Annotated in this window: 11 protein-coding genes, 17 tRNA genes and 3 rRNA genes; 3 read left to right on the top strand and 28 right to left on the bottom strand. The window is 44.3% G+C overall.

What is annotated here, in order from left to right:
- Positions 1–179: 179 nt before the first annotated feature.
- Positions 180–1,130, bottom strand: coding sequence for a nuclease-related domain-containing protein (locus B4U37_RS05430; RefSeq protein WP_157663721.1), 951 nt, complete (start codon positions 1,128–1,130; stop codon positions 180–182).
- Between the two features lie 56 nt (positions 1,131–1,186).
- Positions 1,187–1,852: a B3/B4 domain-containing protein gene (locus tag B4U37_RS05425; protein WP_088017406.1), complete on the bottom strand. Its 666-nt coding sequence runs from the start codon at positions 1,850–1,852 to the stop codon at positions 1,187–1,189.
- A 160-nt stretch (positions 1,853–2,012) separates the two neighbouring features.
- Between B4U37_RS05425 and queG the strand changes: the two genes are divergently transcribed.
- Positions 2,013–3,152 (top strand): tRNA epoxyqueuosine(34) reductase QueG, encoded by a 1,140-nt coding sequence (queG, locus tag B4U37_RS05420; protein ID WP_088017405.1) that lies wholly within the window; start codon positions 2,013–2,015, stop codon positions 3,150–3,152.
- 132 nt (positions 3,153–3,284) lie between these two features.
- Here the strand turns inward: queG and B4U37_RS05415 are convergent.
- From B4U37_RS05415 to B4U37_RS05315, 21 genes are all read right to left on the bottom strand, one after another.
- Positions 3,285–3,358: transfer RNA gene (locus B4U37_RS05415), tRNA-Gly, on the bottom strand.
- Between the two features lie 3 nt (positions 3,359–3,361).
- Positions 3,362–3,445 (bottom strand) — tRNA-Leu (locus B4U37_RS05410).
- Positions 3,446–3,468: 23 nt separating this feature from the next.
- A tRNA-Leu gene (locus B4U37_RS05405) sits at positions 3,469–3,557 on the bottom strand.
- A 36-nt stretch (positions 3,558–3,593) separates the two neighbouring features.
- Positions 3,594–3,667: transfer RNA gene (locus B4U37_RS05400), tRNA-Cys, on the bottom strand.
- 9 nt (positions 3,668–3,676) lie between these two features.
- Positions 3,677–3,751 (bottom strand) — tRNA-Gly (locus B4U37_RS05395).
- 5 nt (positions 3,752–3,756) lie between these two features.
- A tRNA-Gln gene (locus B4U37_RS05390) sits at positions 3,757–3,831 on the bottom strand.
- A 56-nt stretch (positions 3,832–3,887) separates the two neighbouring features.
- A tRNA-His gene (locus B4U37_RS05385) sits at positions 3,888–3,963 on the bottom strand.
- A gap of 17 nt (positions 3,964–3,980) precedes the next feature.
- Positions 3,981–4,054, bottom strand: a tRNA-Trp gene (locus tag B4U37_RS05380).
- A gap of 35 nt (positions 4,055–4,089) precedes the next feature.
- Positions 4,090–4,173 (bottom strand) — tRNA-Tyr (locus tag B4U37_RS05375).
- A 7-nt stretch (positions 4,174–4,180) separates the two neighbouring features.
- Positions 4,181–4,256, bottom strand: a tRNA-Thr gene (locus B4U37_RS05370).
- A 37-nt stretch (positions 4,257–4,293) separates the two neighbouring features.
- Positions 4,294–4,369, bottom strand: a tRNA-Phe gene (locus tag B4U37_RS05365).
- Positions 4,370–4,390: 21 nt separating this feature from the next.
- Positions 4,391–4,466: transfer RNA gene (locus tag B4U37_RS05360), tRNA-Asp, on the bottom strand.
- A gap of 3 nt (positions 4,467–4,469) precedes the next feature.
- Positions 4,470–4,546, bottom strand: a tRNA-Met gene (locus tag B4U37_RS05355).
- Between the two features lie 21 nt (positions 4,547–4,567).
- Positions 4,568–4,643, bottom strand: a tRNA-Val gene (locus B4U37_RS05350).
- 40 nt (positions 4,644–4,683) lie between these two features.
- Positions 4,684–4,758, bottom strand: a tRNA-Glu gene (locus B4U37_RS05345).
- An 8-nt stretch (positions 4,759–4,766) separates the two neighbouring features.
- Positions 4,767–4,858, bottom strand: a tRNA-Ser gene (locus tag B4U37_RS05340).
- A 6-nt stretch (positions 4,859–4,864) separates the two neighbouring features.
- Positions 4,865–4,939 (bottom strand) — tRNA-Asn (locus B4U37_RS05335).
- Between the two features lie 9 nt (positions 4,940–4,948).
- A 5S ribosomal RNA gene (rrf, locus tag B4U37_RS05330) occupies positions 4,949–5,065 on the bottom strand.
- 124 nt (positions 5,066–5,189) lie between these two features.
- A 23S ribosomal RNA gene (locus B4U37_RS05325) occupies positions 5,190–8,121 on the bottom strand.
- Positions 8,122–8,372: 251 nt separating this feature from the next.
- Positions 8,373–9,924, bottom strand: a 16S ribosomal RNA gene (locus B4U37_RS05320).
- The 16S, 23S and 5S rRNA genes sit together here with 17 tRNA genes alongside, the layout of an rRNA operon.
- Positions 9,925–10,305: 381 nt before the next feature.
- Positions 10,306–11,181: a nucleotidyltransferase-like protein gene (locus tag B4U37_RS05315; protein WP_088017404.1), complete on the bottom strand. Its 876-nt coding sequence runs from the start codon at positions 11,179–11,181 to the stop codon at positions 10,306–10,308.
- A gap of 174 nt (positions 11,182–11,355) precedes the next feature.
- Here B4U37_RS05315 and B4U37_RS05310 point away from each other — a divergent pair, with 174 nt between their 5' ends.
- Complete coding sequence (locus B4U37_RS05310; protein WP_010198164.1) at positions 11,356–11,718, top strand: YgzB family protein; 363 nt, start codon at positions 11,356–11,358, stop codon at positions 11,716–11,718.
- A gap of 44 nt (positions 11,719–11,762) precedes the next feature.
- Here B4U37_RS05310 and perR read toward each other — a convergent pair whose 3' ends face one another.
- The 4 genes from perR to bcp all read right to left on the bottom strand — a co-directional run bounded on the left by perR (position 11,763) and on the right by bcp (position 15,351).
- Positions 11,763–12,197 (bottom strand): peroxide-responsive transcriptional repressor PerR, encoded by a 435-nt coding sequence (perR, locus tag B4U37_RS05305; protein WP_010198161.1) that lies wholly within the window; start codon positions 12,195–12,197, stop codon positions 11,763–11,765.
- Positions 12,198–12,315: 118 nt separating this feature from the next.
- Positions 12,316–12,870: a cob(I)yrinic acid a,c-diamide adenosyltransferase gene (locus B4U37_RS05300; protein ID WP_088017403.1), complete on the bottom strand. Its 555-nt coding sequence runs from the start codon at positions 12,868–12,870 to the stop codon at positions 12,316–12,318.
- Between the two features lie 101 nt (positions 12,871–12,971).
- Entirely contained in the window at positions 12,972–14,519 is a 1,548-nt protein-coding gene (locus B4U37_RS05295) for an AbgT family transporter (protein WP_010198156.1), read from the bottom strand.
- A 364-nt stretch (positions 14,520–14,883) separates the two neighbouring features.
- Complete coding sequence (gene bcp / locus B4U37_RS05290; RefSeq protein WP_088017402.1) at positions 14,884–15,351, bottom strand: thioredoxin-dependent thiol peroxidase; 468 nt, start codon at positions 15,349–15,351, stop codon at positions 14,884–14,886.
- A 140-nt stretch (positions 15,352–15,491) separates the two neighbouring features.
- Between bcp and B4U37_RS21870 the strand changes: the two genes are divergently transcribed.
- Entirely contained in the window at positions 15,492–15,650 is a 159-nt protein-coding gene (locus B4U37_RS21870) for a hypothetical protein (RefSeq protein ID WP_157663720.1), read from the top strand.
- A 6-nt stretch (positions 15,651–15,656) separates the two neighbouring features.
- On the opposite strand, the gene B4U37_RS05285 is transcribed toward B4U37_RS21870, so the two are convergent.
- Positions 15,657–16,070 carry a potassium channel family protein gene (locus B4U37_RS05285; RefSeq protein ID WP_010198147.1) on the bottom strand — a complete coding sequence of 138 codons (414 nt, stop codon included), beginning with the start codon at positions 16,068–16,070 and terminating at the stop codon, positions 15,657–15,659.
- Between the last annotated feature and the right edge of the window lie 15 nt (positions 16,071–16,085).

Below are 16,085 nucleotides of genomic sequence, written 5' to 3'. Positions count from 1 at the left end.
GGGAGTTATTCAGCTCGTACGAGGACAATGTTTCCCACTTTTCACTGGCTGAGGGAGTCATTCATTTCATACGAGGACAATGTTCTATACTTTCCTCTTACAGAGGGAGTCATTCGGCTCATACGAAGACAATGTTTCCACCTTTTGGCTAACCCCTGGAGTCACCAAATTTTAAATTATCAAGCTTTTATATCAGTTCTTATTAATCTTTGCGTCTCCTTTACATAATTAGCCGATTTTCCATATCCAATTAATGAAAAGTTAATTTGCAAAACCCTTTGAATTACTTTCTTAGAAACAGTTTCCCCAATCCAATCATGAATGATCTTTGTAGAGATTTTTATTTGTGGAAACAAACTACGACACTCATTTATAGACCTTAACAAAGCCGTATCCAAAGCTTCCTTACTTCCACAACTTTCACACTCAATCATTCTATAATGATGGCGAACCCCCATCCCCCCACACCCAACACAAACAATCCCCTTCCGCAACTCCTCATACCTATACTCGGGCAGCCGTTCATAGGGCGACTTCTCCATATGCAATTCGCATAACTTCTCAGCCAAGCGAGAGTGACGTGCATGTAACTTTCCTGAACTGGCAGATTGCTTCAATAATTTATGGCAAAATCGATTTAACTGGGACCAAAATATAATTGGTAATTTAGGTGAGCAATTAAAAAGGGTAAACTCGGGGTTAATAAATATGAGGCTAGATTCTATGGGGAGTTGATATCCGAGGCTGCTGAGGAGTTGTCTTAACGCGGTTTCGCATCGTTGCATTTGTGATAAGGGATCTTTAATTTCTTTACTGCCGGAATACCACCTGTCTTTTTCAAGTAAGAAATCCCCTTCAAAATTCTTCACTTCAAACAAGTACACCCGATCTCCGCCTATTACAAGGGAGTCAATTTGAAACAAACTTCCTCCGTGTTCCAACAGCAAATCATTTACAACAATCCACTCCCCATCTACACCAGAAAACCATTTATCGAACAGCATCTCTCCTTGGTAACCTTTTTCCAGATTCCAAAATCGACTATCATCCACTAATCCGCCGCGGGCCTTCAGCAACCTTAATAACATAAGCTCCTCTGACTCCATACGCTCCTTCAACATAAAACTCATCCACAACACTCCCATCACAAAAATATTTAAAAGCAGGCAAACCTAATTACCTACTTTTAATCCAAAACCCAATACTCGCTCGTTCCACCATGAACCTGTAGAAACATTTCGCTAATCGCCGCAAGCATTTCTTCACATTCCTCCTTACGCATAGAAGGCTTAAAATAGACAACATGCAACGCAGAAATGCTTTCCTCTGAAATTGCTGTCCTACGACTATCAACAAATGGACTTCCAAATGAACCTTCACCATCACGAGTGTGAAGCATCTGAGATAGCTTAATTTCCCGTCCATTCAAACCCTCATAGCTTGCCGTCTCATCTCCCACTGCAATCGTTACATCGCCACTAATCTTGTCAGCATCATAAATTCCAAATGGTATTTCATATTTCATCGAAAAGAAGTTATTCAAATCCACTGCGGAATTAAATGGTTCTAGGAATTGTCCTTTTTTCACCCTACGGTACAACGCCTCAATGGCTGGGCGATATCTAGATGGATCTGTCCCTGTTTCCTTGAATACAGAACGCCACTCAGCGACCCCAGGAATATCTTTCATATCCTTATCTTCTAAATCTAAGTGAAGCGATTCTTGGAAAAGACGTATTCTTCCTTTTAACATTTGAGGTGATGCTCCCACTATAATATCTTTATAATGAATAATGCCGTATTTTGAAGACGGTAGCTTACTTTTAACGTCATCCCTAACTGTCACTTTCACAACAAACACCCTTTCATTTCATTAATATGGTAATTGTATCATATACCTTTTAGCTCCAGCTTGCATTTTGGATATAATTAGATATATCAAACAAAATAATACTTCCTAAAAATATGTTAAAATATAGGTTGGCTGAAAAACAATAAAGGAGGTGTTCACATTGAATGAGGAAAACATCAAACTAAAAGAAGAATTAATCGCCTATAGTAAACAAATAGGAATTGATAAGATTGGATTTGCAAGCGCTGGAGTGTTTACTGGTCTTAAAGAAAGGCTAATCACTCAACAGGAGCTTAACTATCAATCAGGGTTTGAGGAACCTGATATTAAAAAACGTACTAACCCTGAGCTCATAGTGCCAAAAGCGAAAAGCATTATTGCCATTGCTCTTGCATATCCCTCCAAAATGAAAGACGCCCCAAGAAGCACTCGTGAAGAGCGACGAGGGATATTTTGCCGCGCTTCATGGGGAGTGGACTATCATGATATTTTACGAGAGAAACTCAGATTGTTAGAAGCGTTCATAAAAGAAAAACGTCCAGACGCTCTAATGAAATCCATGGTAGATACCGGGGAACTAAGTGACAGAGCAGTTGCTGAACGTGCTGGTATCGGTTGGAGCGGAAAGAACTGTGCCATTATAACGCCTGAATTTGGTTCCTATGTGTATTTGGGTGAAATGATTACTACATTACCCTTTGAACCAGATACGCCTCTAGAAGATAACTGTGGGACCTGTAATAAATGTGTGGAAGTCTGTCCGACAGGGGCACTCGTTCAAGGTGGACAACTCGATTCCAATAAATGCATTGCCTTCCTAACACAAACAAAAGGTTTCCTTGCAGAAGAATACCGAACAAAATTAGGAAACAGGCTCTATGGTTGTGATACCTGCCAGACAGTGTGTCCTGAAAATAAAGGTAAAGACTTTCATCTACATCCTGAAATGGAGCCTGATCCAGAAATCGTAAAACCGAAGCTAAAACCTCTCCTGACCATCTCCAACAGAGAATTCAAAGAGAACTTTGGTAAGATCTCCGGCTCCTGGCGTGGGAAAAAGCCGATACAACGAAATGCCATTATCGCTTTGGCTCATTATAAAGATACTTCCGCCATTCCTGATCTCCTAAGCCTGTTAGAAAATGATCCTCGCCCAGTAATTAGAGGAACAGCAGCCTGGGCAGTAGGAAGAATAGGAGATAAGCAAGCTTTAGTATCCCTGCAAAATTATAAGGCAACAGAAAAAGATCCTGAAGTGTTAAAAGAACTGGAAAACGGAATTAACATGCTAACAGAATAAGATCAACAACACGTTTAAAGCCACAGAGCATATCCGAGCTCTGTGGCTTTTATTAATGGATGCAAAATCAAAATACTTTCAACAGCACAAAAAAGACCCCAACCAAAGGTTAGAGTCTTGATAAGTTATGTATGGAGCGGGTGAAGAGAATCGAACTCTCATCATCAGCTTGGAAGGCTGAGGTTTTACCACTAAACTACACCCGCGATTGGTACCGGTGGCCGGGGTCGAACCGGCACTCCAGAGGAACACGATTTTGAGTCGTGCGCGTCTGCCAATTCCGCCACACCGGCATACTCAATCATAATTATTCAAATGGTGCCGAGGACCGGAATCGAACCGGTACGGTAGTCACCTACCGCAGGATTTTAAGTCCTGTGCGTCTGCCAGTTCCGCCACCCCGGCTTGTCTCGTATATAAGAATAACTATTATAATAAAATTGGAGGTGGCAACCGGATTTGAACCGGTGATAAAGGTTTTGCAGACCTTGGCCTTACCACTTGGCTATGCCACCTGAAATATTTGGAGCGGAAGACGGGATTCGAACCCGCGACCCCCACCTTGGCAAGGTGGTGTTCTACCACTGAACTACTTCCGCAAAAATGGCTGGGCTAGCTGGATTCGAACCAACGCATGTCGCAGTCAAAGTGCGATGCCTTACCGCTTGGCTATAGCCCATTAAAACCGGAAATAAAAACGACTCAATCTTTTAAATAAGTCGATGAAATAAAATATGGGGCGACTGATGGGAATCGAACCCACGAATGCCTGAACCACAATCAGGTGCGTTAACCACTTCGCCACAGCCGCCATAATTTTTATAAAATTGGCAGGGGCAGTAGGAATCGAACCCACACCGGAGGTTTTGGAGACCTCTGTTCTACCGTTAAACTATGCCCCTATGATACATTTTGTTACTGTTTATTTCAAAAGAAATGGTGGAGGGGGGCAGATTCGAACTGCCGAACCCGAAGGAGCGGATTTACAGTCCGCCGCGTTTAGCCACTTCGCTACCCCTCCATATTCCTGGTGCCGGCGATAGGAGTCGAACCCACGACCTACTGATTACAAGTCAGTTGCTCTACCAACTGAGCTACACCGGCATTATATGGTGATTCTTTCACATTGGTGAAAAAATCATGGTGGCTCGGGACGGAATCGAACCGCCGACACATGGATTTTCAGTCCATTGCTCTACCAACTGAGCTACCGAGCCTAATTCTATTTTCAAAGAAAATGGCGGTCCCGACCGGGATCGAACCGGCGATCTCCTGCGTGACAGGCAGGCATGTTAACCGCTACACCACGGGACCATTTGGTTGCGGGGACAGGATTTGAACCTGCGACCTTCGGGTTATGAGCCCGACGAGCTACCGAACTGCTCCACCCCGCGATAATGTTATTGTTAAAATAATGGTGGAGGATGACGGGATCGAACCGCCGACCCTCTGCTTGTAAGGCAGATGCTCTCCCAGCTGAGCTAATCCTCCTATGTATGGACATTCATTGTAAATGTCTCGAAAGAAACTTTGGTGACCCGTACGGGATTCGAACCCGTGTTACCGCCGTGAAAGGGCGGTGTCTTAACCGCTTGACCAACGGGCCAAAGATAATGGCGGAGAGCAAGGGATTTGAACCCTTGAGACGGCGTTGACCGTCTACACGATTTCCAATCGTGCTCCTTCGGCCACTCGGACAGCTCTCCATATTATGGCTCCACCAGTAGGATTCGAACCTACGACCCTTCGGTTAACAGCCGAATGCTCTACCGCTGAGCTATGGTGGATTAATACCAGCCTGGCAACGTCCTACTCTCACAGGGGGAGATCCCCCAACTACCATCGGCGCTGAAGAGCTTAACTTCCGTGTTCGGTATGGGAACGGGTGTGACCTCTTCGCCATCATTACCAGACAAATATTATTATAATATATCTTTGAAGAAAATCAAGATGTTTTTTCATCTTTTTTATTCCTTCAAAACTAGATAATGTGTTCATATCAAGATATTCATATCGTTCACTTATTTCGATACTTATTGGGTTAAGTCCTCGATCGATTAGTATTCGTCAGCTGCACGTGTCGCCACGCTTCCACCTCGAACCTATCTACCTGATCATCTTTCAGGGATCTTACTTGCCGAAGCAAAAGGAAATCTCATCTTGAGGGGGGCTTCATGCTTAGATGCTTTCAGCACTTATCCCGTCCGCACGTAGCTACCCAGCTATGCCTTTGGCAAGACAACTGGTACACCAGCGGTGCGTCCATCCCGGTCCTCTCGTACTAAGGACAGCTCCTCTCAAATTTCCTGCGCCCACGACGGATAGGGACCGAACTGTCTCACGACGTTCTGAACCCAGCTCGCGTACCGCTTTAATGGGCGAACAGCCCAACCCTTGGGACCGACTACAGCCCCAGGATGCGATGAGCCGACATCGAGGTGCCAAACCTCCCCGTCGATGTGGACTCTTGGGGGAGATAAGCCTGTTATCCCCGGGGTAGCTTTTATCCGTTGAGCGATGGCCCTTCCATGCGGAACCACCGGATCACTAAGCCCGACTTTCGTCCCTGCTCGACTTGTAGGTCTCGCAGTCAAGCTCCCTTGTGCCTTTACACTCTGCGAATGATTTCCAACCATTCTGAGGGAACCTTTGGGCGCCTCCGTTACTCTTTAGGAGGCGACCGCCCCAGTCAAACTGCCCACCTGACACTGTCTCCCAGCCCGATAAGGGCTGCGGGTTAGAATTTCAATACAGCCAGGGTAGTATCCCACCGACGCCTCCACCGAAGCTAGCGCTCCGGCTTCTCAGGCTCCTACCTATCCTGTACAAGCTGTACCAAAATTCAATATCAGGCTACAGTAAAGCTCCACGGGGTCTTTCCGTCCTGTCGCGGGTAACCTGCATCTTCACAGGTACTATAATTTCACCGAGTCTCTGGTTGAGACAGTGCCCAGATCGTTACGCCTTTCGTGCGGGTCGGAACTTACCCGACAAGGAATTTCGCTACCTTAGGACCGTTATAGTTACGGCCGCCGTTTACTGGGGCTTCAGTTCAAAGCTTCGCTTGCGCTAACCTCTCCCCTTAACCTTCCAGCACCGGGCAGGCGTCAGCCCCTATACTTCGCCTTACGGCTTCGCAGAGACCTGTGTTTTTGCTAAACAGTCGCCTGGGCCTATTCACTGCGGCTCTCTCGGGCTTTAACACCCTAACAGAGCACCCCTTCTCCCGAAGTTACGGGGTCATTTTGCCGAGTTCCTTAACCAGAGTTCTCTCGCTCACCTTAGGATTCTCTCCTCGCCTACCTGTGTCGGTTTGCGGTACGGGCACCATACTCCTCGCTAGAGGCTTTTCTTGGCAGTGTGAAATCAGGAACTTCGGTACTATATTTCCCTCGCTATCACAGCTCAGCCTTCATGAGAAGCGGATTTGCCTACTTCTCAGCCTTGCTGCTTAGACGCGCATATCCAACAGCGCGCTTACCCTATCCTTCTGCGTCCCCCCATTGCTCAAACGGAGTGGAGGTGGTACAGGAATATCAACCTGTTATCCATCGCCTACGCCTTTCGGCCTCGGCTTAGGTCCCGACTAACCCTGAGCGGACGAGCCTTCCTCAGGAAACCTTAGGCATTCGGTGGAAGGGATTCTCACCCTTCTTTCGCTACTCATACCGGCATTCTCACTTCTAAGCGCTCCACCAGTCCTTACGGTCTAGCTTCAACGCCCTTAGAACGCTCTCCTACCACTGTTCGTAAGAACAGTCCGCAGCTTCGGTGATACGTTTAGCCCCGGTACATTTTCGGCGCAGAGTCACTCGACCAGTGAGCTATTACGCACTCTTTAAATGGTGGCTGCTTCTAAGCCAACATCCTGGTTGTCTAAGCAACTCCACATCCTTTTCCACTTAACGTATACTTGGGGACCTTAGCTGGCGGTCTGGGCTGTTTCCCTCTTGACTACGGATCTTATCACTCGCAGTCTGACTCCCATGGATAAGTCTTTGGCATTCGGAGTTTGACTGAATTCGGTAATCCGATGAGGACCCCTAGTCCAATCAGTGCTCTACCTCCAAGACTCTAACACATGAGGCTAGCCCTAAAGCTATTTCGGAGAGAACCAGCTATCTCCAGGTTCGATTGGCATTTCACCCCTACCCACACCTCATCCGCTCACTTTTCAACGTGAGTCGGTTCGGGCCTCCATTCAGTGTTACCTGAACTTCACCCTGGACATGGGTAGATCACCTGGTTTCGGGTCTACGACCACGTACTCATGCGCCCTATTCAGACTCGCTTTCGCTACGGCTCCGTCTCATCGACTTAACCTTGCACGTAATCGTAACTCGCCGGTTCATTCTACAAAAGGCACGCTATCACCCATTAACGGGCTCTAACTACTTGTAGGCACACGGTTTCAGGATCTATTTCACTCCCCTTCCGGGGTGCTTTTCACCTTTCCCTCACGGTACTGGTTCACTATCGGTCACTAGGGAGTATTTAGCCTTGGGAGATGGTCCTCCCTGCTTCCGACGGGATTTCTCGTGTCCCGCCGTACTCAGGATCCACTCAGGAGGGAACGAAGTTTCAACTACAGGGTTTTTACCTTCTATGACGGACCTTTCCAGATCGCTTCATTTACCCCGTTCCTTTGTAACTCCATGTTGAGTGTCCTACAACCCCAAGAGGCAAGCCTCTTGGTTTGGGCTAATTCCGTTTCGCTCGCCGCTACTCAGGAAATCGCGTTTGCTTTCTCTTCCTCCGGGTACTAAGATGTTTCAGTTCCCCGGGTCTGCCTTCCATACCCTATGTATTCAGATAAGGATACTGCTCCATTACGAGCAGTGGGTTTCCCCATTCGGAAATCTCCGGATCAAAGCTTACTTACAGCTCCCCGAAGCATATCGGTGTTAGTCCCGTCCTTCATCGGCTCCTAGTGCCAAGGCATCCACCGTGCGCCCTTAATAACTTAACCGTTGACCAATATGGTCATGTGTCGATATCAGCGATGATATCTATAAAGAAAATTACTAAGATGAACGATATTCTGTGAATATCTTGATATTAGTTACATTATCTAGTTTTCAAGGAACAACTATGACAATTCGCAAAAATTGTCTAGAGATAAATCGGATGATTTATCTATTTCAACAATTCATAAGAACTGTCGTTATTGAGAGAATGCTCTCTCAAAACTAAACAAAACAACAAGCGTGCATTCCTTAGAAAGGAGGTGATCCAGCCGCACCTTCCGATACGGCTACCTTGTTACGACTTCACCCCAATCATCTGTCCCACCTTAGGCGGCTGGCTCCAAAAGGTTACCCCACCGACTTCGGGTGTTACAAACTCTCGTGGTGTGACGGGCGGTGTGTACAAGGCCCGGGAACGTATTCACCGCGGCATGCTGATCCGCGATTACTAGCGATTCCGGCTTCATGCAGGCGAGTTGCAGCCTGCAATCCGAACTGAGAACGGTTTTATGGGATTGGCTCAACCTCGCGGTTTTGCTGCCCTTTGTACCGTCCATTGTAGCACGTGTGTAGCCCAGGTCATAAGGGGCATGATGATTTGACGTCATCCCCACCTTCCTCCGGTTTGTCACCGGCAGTCACCTTAGAGTGCCCAACTGAATGCTGGCAACTAAGATCAAGGGTTGCGCTCGTTGCGGGACTTAACCCAACATCTCACGACACGAGCTGACGACAACCATGCACCACCTGTCACTCTGTCCCCCGAAGGGGAACGTCCTATCTCTAGGAGTGTCAGAGGATGTCAAGACCTGGTAAGGTTCTTCGCGTTGCTTCGAATTAAACCACATGCTCCACCGCTTGTGCGGGCCCCCGTCAATTCCTTTGAGTTTCAGTCTTGCGACCGTACTCCCCAGGCGGAGTGCTTAATGCGTTAGCTGCAGCACTAAAGGGCGGAAACCCTCTAACACTTAGCACTCATCGTTTACGGCGTGGACTACCAGGGTATCTAATCCTGTTTGCTCCCCACGCTTTCGCGCCTCAGTGTCAGTTACAGACCAGAAAGTCGCCTTCGCCACTGGTGTTCCTCCAAATCTCTACGCATTTCACCGCTACACTTGGAATTCCACTTTCCTCTTCTGCACTCAAGTCCCCCAGTTTCCAATGACCCTCCACGGTTGAGCCGTGGGCTTTCACATCAGACTTAAAGGACCACCTGCGCGCGCTTTACGCCCAATAATTCCGGACAACGCTTGCCACCTACGTATTACCGCGGCTGCTGGCACGTAGTTAGCCGTGGCTTTCTGGTTAGGTACCGTCAAGGTGCGAGCAGTTACTCTCGCACTTGTTCTTCCCTAACAACAGAGCTTTACGACCCGAAGGCCTTCATCGCTCACGCGGCGTTGCTCCATCAGACTTTCGTCCATTGTGGAAGATTCCCTACTGCTGCCTCCCGTAGGAGTCTGGGCCGTGTCTCAGTCCCAGTGTGGCCGATCACCCTCTCAGGTCGGCTACGCATCGTCGCCTTGGTGAGCCGTTACCTCACCAACTAGCTAATGCGCCGCGGGCCCATCTGTAAGTGATAGCCGAAACCATCTTTCAATAAAGAACCAGGAGGTTCTTTATATTATCCGGTATTAGCTCCGGTTTCCCGAAGTTATCCCAGTCTTACAGGCAGGTTGCCCACGTGTTACTCACCCGTCCGCCGCTGACCTTTCAAAAGCAAGCTTTTGAAAGGTCCGCTCGACTTGCATGTATTAGGCACGCCGCCAGCGTTCGTCCTGAGCCAGGATCAAACTCTCCAATAAAGAGTCTGAGCTTTTGCTCAAAATTTGCTAGCTTGTGTTACTTAAAATCATTTTGTCGTGTTCCGTAGAACCGACGTTATGACGCTGTTGTTTTGTTTAGTTTTCAAAGATCATTTCAATCAGTTTATCGCTCAGAAGCGACTTTATTAATATAACATGTTTTGATGTTTTAAGTCAACATCTTTTTTAATTTCTTTTTTTCTCGTTGTCGCGTTTAAGCTTTTCTCTTGCGGCGACGAATAATAATATACCATGTAACGACAAACATCGTCAATACATCTTTTAAACTTTTTTGAAATAATTTTTAAAGGGTTAAGAAAAGCTTAAGCTCCTAAGGAAACCATCTGTCCTTAGGAGCCTTAAGCGTAACTTCTTTCGTTATTATTTCTCTGGCACAACCTGATAAAGTCGGTGAAAGACACCATTACCTTTGGTTTGTTTCTTCTCCACTTCCAGGAAACCTTTTTCCACTAAGTATTCTACCAGTACACTTAGGTCTACAGAATACTTTTGAAGTTTAGGGTGGTGCAGCATTTCATTGTACGACCACGCTTCTTCTTTTTCCATTAATACTTCTATTAAATGTTTGGCTCCGGTTCTTGTTCTCGAATAGATCATGAACTCATTTGCAAGGAAGAGTAGTTCCAGTCTTTTATCAATAGGTTCATCGCCTTGAATTAGCTCTTCATATAGTTTGTAGATTTCCGGTTCGATTTTCTTCACTTGATTCCAAACAGTTATTTCTGGATGGAAACCGTGATCGATCACTGCCAGCCTTGCCAAATGGTGAAGAGAGTGGACGATATGGTTATAGGCATCGATATAATGTTTAGAATCAAAGAAATCTTTACCTTCAAGATATCTTCTTATTAGTTTCGCAAATTCTAAACCTATTTTTAGTTTACGGTCTTCGAGTGGGAAATCGAGCAGTTTACCTCTTAGCGCATAGATAAACTCATTTCTGTCAAAGAGCACTTTCCCGTTGATAATCCAGTCGATGACTCTTCGGTTGGTTCCAAGTGTTATCCATTCTTCCAATTGTTGTTCGCTCGCGATGTAAAGTGCGGCTTTCTTTTGAAGCAATTCATAGTGTTTGACGTACAAGGATTCATCAAGCTCTTTTACTACCATAAAGAGAATCACGTCAAATTTATCTGTGTTTGGACTAACGGGGTTTTTCTTTTCTATCATTAATATTCCTTGCGTGTTGGATTGACTTGCGCGTTCTTGATAGATCGGACGAAGTAAATCTTCCATCTTAAGACCTCCATATTTAAAGGGTTCTCCCTATTATTCGACACTTTCTTTTAAAGTCCTTTTTATCATTTTTAATCCAGAACATTCGGTCAACTTCTAAATTCAACATGTCTGTGACTGAAACTCCATTTTGGGATAAAATGTGCTATTATATTGTTTTAGGAGGTAGTGTTCATGGCTCGTAAATATTCTAGTAAAATTAATAAAATAAGAACCTTTGCACTCAGTCTTGTCTTTATCGGTTTCTTCGTTATGTATATAGGAATATTCTTTCAAGGAAACATGTTGGTCATGACTTTGTTTATGTTATTGGGACTTTTATGCATCGTTGGGTCCACTGTTGTTTATTTTTGGATCGGCATGCTGTCCACAAAGGCCGTACAGGTAGTTTGCCCCAACTGCGGGAAGCATACTAAAGTTCTTGGCCGTGTAGACATGTGCATGTATTGTAATGAACCGTTAACGATGGATCCTTCTCTTGAAGGAAAAGAGTTCAATGAGGATTATAATTCAAAAAAGAAAGCTGATAGGATCTAAGTCCTATCAGCTTTTTTATTGGTTGTTTTTCCAGAGACAAAAGGTCAATGTGCCCCTTTATCGCACTCTGGGCAGACACCGTAAATTTCCATGCGATGGCGAGCAATTTTGAATCCAGTAACATGAGCAGCCAACGCTTCCACTTCATCAAGACCTGGATAATGAAAGTCGACAATTTTGCCACATTCGTCACAGATCAAGTGATAATGGTCGGTTGTCACGTAGTCAAAACGACTGGAGTTGTCTCCGTAGGTCAATTCTTTTACAAGACCAACTTCACGGAAAACTCTCAGGTTGTTGTAAACAGTCGCGACACTCATATTGGGAAACTTTCCTTCAAGTGCTTTGTATATATCGTCAGCTGTCGGATGGGACATAGATTGAATAAGATACTCTAAAATCGCATGACGCTGTGGAGTTATGCGAACTCCAGTTTGTTTTAGCGTTTCTAGCGCCTCTTTTAATTGTTCGTTTGCCACAGTCATGCACCTCACTTTTCATAAAGATTATTACTTTATAATATTTATAATTAGTGTACCGTGATATTGATATTTTTGTCAATGTTATTACTTATATCTATATGAAGTTAAAGCGATTTTAAACCTCTGGTTTTAAAACTGGTTCTTCCTTGTTTAATTGGCTGTTTACATAGCGTGCTACGACAAACAGGTAGTCGGAAAGACGGTTCAAATAGGCAAGTACATTAGGAGAAAGTTCATCGCTTAATCCAACAGCAGATCTTTCTGCCCTTCTTACGATAGTTCTTGCGCTGTGCAAAGCCGCTCCAGCTTTTGACCCTCCAGGTAATACGAAATTTTTCAAAGGAGGAAGTGTTGCGTCGAGTTCGTCCATTTCGTCCTCCAGGCTTATTACATGCTTTTCTGTCAGCTTCCATTTCACTTCTTTCCCTGCCGGTGTGGCGAGTTCTGCTCCCACGTGAAAAAGAATCGTCTGGATGTTATAGAAGGATTTGAGCAGCGTTTCCTTTCGATTGAAATCTTCATCGTTTAGATAAGCCATTGCAAGACCAATCATCGAGTTTGCTTCATCACATGTTCCATATGCTTCTACGCGCACATGATTTTTATCCACTCTTTGTCCATAGACTAAAGAAGTTTGTCCTTTATCGCCTGTTTTTGTGTAGATTTTCATTAACTCCCCATCCCCTACTCTTCATTTTTTAAGCTTCTACTTTCCTTATAGCAAAAAAACACCCGCAAGTCCATTATGGACAAGCAGGTGTTTTCATTTCATTAGCCTACATAATCGATCGGTGCGTTCGGTCCGATTGGCAAGCCTGTAAGGATCCAAACGATAAGCATGATAACCCATACGATGGAGAAGAACACAGAGTATGGAATCATTGTAGAGATTAGTGTACCAATCCCAACCTTTTTATCATACTTTTGCGCAAACGCGATAACGATTGCGAAGTATGGCATTAATGGTGAAATGACGTTTGTAGTCGAATCAGCTAAACGATATGCCAATTGAGTAAGCTCTGGGGAATACCCTAGACCCATCATCATTGGAACAAATACCGGCGCCATGATTGCCCACTTAGCAGATGCACTTCCGATAAACAGGTTGATAAAACCTGCAACAATCATAAACACAAGAATTAACAAAATGCTCATGAAACGATTTTCGCTGTCAAAGCCGATTCCTTGGATGAGTTCTGCGCCATTTACTGCCAGAACAAGACCAAGGTTTGTTTCATTAAAGTAAGCGACAAACTGACCAGCCACAAATGCCAGTACAATGTAGGCACCCATTGTTGCCATTGTATCGGACATTTGATTTGCTACATCTTTATCATTTTTAATGGATTTCGTGATCATTCCATAAACAAGTCCCGGAATGAAGAACATAATTAGAATTACTGGTACAAGTGTATGGAAGAATGGCGCTTCTAAGAATGAGCCGTCTCCACGTAGTGGTCCCCAAGAAGGAACAACCAGTAAAGCCATTACTGCAATAGTTGCAATGAATGCAAACAGTGCAGCCCATAAACCTTTTTTCTCTTCAGGTTTTAAGAAGTCAACGTCTCCTTTGTAAGCACCTTTGTACTCACCAAGACGCGGTTCAACAATTTTATCCGTAACGAACGTACCAACAATAGTAAGAACGAATACTGAAGCAAACATGAAGTAGAAGTTCATCATGTAGTTCATGCCTGCAGCATATTCCGGGTCAACTGTTGCTGCTGCTTCTTGTGTTAAAGACCCTAATAACGGATCAAGAGATGTTAACAGTAAGTTTGCACTGAATCCTGCAGATACCCCGGCGAACGCTGCTGCAAGTCCAGCCAGGGGGTGCCTTCCCAGTCCTGCGAAAAGTACTGCACCAAGCGGTGTCAATACAACATAACCAGCATCTGCAGCCATAGATGACATAATTCCTCCGAATACTAGAGCAGCTGTCATCAATTGTTTAGGAACGGATGTTACCAAGCCTCGAAGACCTGCACTGATAAGGCCAGATCTCTCCGCAATACCGATACCAATCATCGTTACAAGCACTGTTCCAAGCGGAGCAAAGCCCGTGAAGTTTGTAACGGCGCTTTCAAAGATGTAAGCAATTCCTTCTGAACTCATTAGGTTTTTGACAGTAAGAACTTCTCCCTCATTTAAAGGATCGTCTACTTGTACACCCATGCTGGAAAAAATTCCAGAAGCGACAATTACCAATAACGCGAAAATCGCGAATAACGTTACCGGGTGAGGCAGCTTATTACCAACGCGCTCAATACTGTCAAGAGCACGCATAACAAAGCCGCGTTTCTTTTGTGTTGCTTCCATGATAAAATCCCCTTTCTCAATCTATTAAATTTTCAAAAAATAACAGGAAAAAATCCTTTATCAGTATAATAAAAAAACTTGACGGATGGAAGGGTTCAGCGAATACGCGCAAAATAACCAATTTTTGAAATAATATTAATACTATGTATCCTTTACTAAATTAACGTACTGGTCCTATTTTGGACCTTTCTTTACTTTACCCATAATATATAAATTCATATCAATAAAAAGGAGTGCAAGCTCTATGCTCGCACTCTAATCACGTCAACTTTTGAGGAGGTATGCCCTACACTATAAAATACTCATTTAGGACCCTTTTGTAGTTAGACGTTTGCCTTAATTATTGAAAAAAAGGCTTTTCCTCTTATAAATTCTCTTTTATAAAACTCAAAGCCTCTTCTACATGGCCCTTAACTTTTACTTTTCTAAACTCTTTTACTAATTCGCCTTCTTTATTAATGATGAAGGTAGAACGTTCAATTCCCATATACTCTTTGCCGAAATTTTTCTTTAGCTTCCATACATCATAAAGTTCAGCCACTTCATGATCCTCGTCCACTAAAAGCATAAATGGCAAACCGTGCTTTTCAATAAACTTTTCATGCCTTGATTGAGGATCTGGACTTACCCCAAGTATTACTGTATCAAGGTTTGAGAAGTCTTCATGCATATCCCGGAAATCACACGCCTGTGTAGTGCATCCAGGGGTCATATCTTTTGGGTAGAAATATAAAACGACATTTTCGCCTTGTAAACTTGAAAGGGTTACTGTCTCGCCTGTATTAGATAGCAATGAAAAATCAGGTGCCTTTTTGCCAACTTCTATTGTCATCTTAAAACTCCTCCTTAACTAATACTGTTTCTTTAAGCCTACCGAAAGCATGGAGAATTATCAAGAAATGAGATAGCATACATATACTTTCTAAAATGACCTACACTAATTAAAAATTCAAAAAGAATGGAGGAATTGAAATGAAAAAAGAAGAGGCACTTCATGAAGGTGCCGTAACAGAAAACCATAAAAAAATCAGCGTCAACCAGAAGTCCATGGAGACTCCCTTGAATGTTGACGCCAACTGTCCGGAACCGATATCTGAGTTATCCAACCGATTTCTAAATGAGGGGAATTAGTAACGTTTATCTCTCACGCCCGTCCATATGCAGAACCACCCGGACCACAAATGCTGCCGGCATGACAAAGCCAATCAATGCTTCTGTCATCGCAATGGCCCTGCCGATACCTATTGGAGTGATATCTCCGTATCCAACCGTCAATATGGTGATCGCACTGAAATAGACGGAGCGAAAGAAAATGGAAAAGTAACTTCCGCTGATCAGTTCGCCTCTTTCCAATAGAACAGGGTGCCCTTCAATATGGAGAACAGTATATAAAAGACCAAACGAAAGCAACAGTGTCGAGTATATCAGCAGTAACAGAAGGAGTGTTTCTTTTGAGACATAGGGTATACTTCTGCTTTCTGATGAAAAAACATGGGAAAAACTTATAAAAATAGCGATGAATATGAAGATGACGATAAATAAATAAAGCATCCTATTCCTCCAATG

The organism is Sutcliffiella horikoshii (assembly GCF_002157855.1).
Lineage (GTDB): Bacteria > Bacillota > Bacilli > Bacillales > Bacillaceae_I > Sutcliffiella_A > Sutcliffiella_A horikoshii_C.
The sequence above is the reverse complement of the archived record's forward strand: the minus strand, read 5'-3'. Positions and strand labels throughout refer to the sequence as shown.

Coding starts and splice junctions, on each gene's coding strand:
- B4U37_RS05430 (WP_157663721.1), bottom strand. CDS start 1,130: ATGAGTTTTATGTTGAAGGAGCGTATGGAGTCAGAGGAGCTTATGTTA.
- B4U37_RS05315 (WP_088017404.1), bottom strand. CDS start 11,181: ATGGAAGATTTACTTCGTCCGATCTATCAAGAACGCGCAAGTCAATCC.
- B4U37_RS05310 (WP_010198164.1), top strand. CDS start 11,356: ATGGCTCGTAAATATTCTAGTAAAATTAATAAAATAAGAACCTTTGCA.
- B4U37_RS05300 (WP_088017403.1), bottom strand. CDS start 12,870: ATGAAAATCTACACAAAAACAGGCGATAAAGGACAAACTTCTTTAGTC.
- B4U37_RS05295 (WP_010198156.1), bottom strand. CDS start 14,519: ATGGAAGCAACACAAAAGAAACGCGGCTTTGTTATGCGTGCTCTTGAC.
- bcp (WP_088017402.1), bottom strand. CDS start 15,351: ATGACAATAGAAGTTGGCAAAAAGGCACCTGATTTTTCATTGCTATCT.
- B4U37_RS21870 (WP_157663720.1), top strand. CDS start 15,492: ATGAAAAAAGAAGAGGCACTTCATGAAGGTGCCGTAACAGAAAACCAT.
- B4U37_RS05285 (WP_010198147.1), bottom strand. CDS start 16,070: ATGCTTTATTTATTTATCGTCATCTTCATATTCATCGCTATTTTTATA.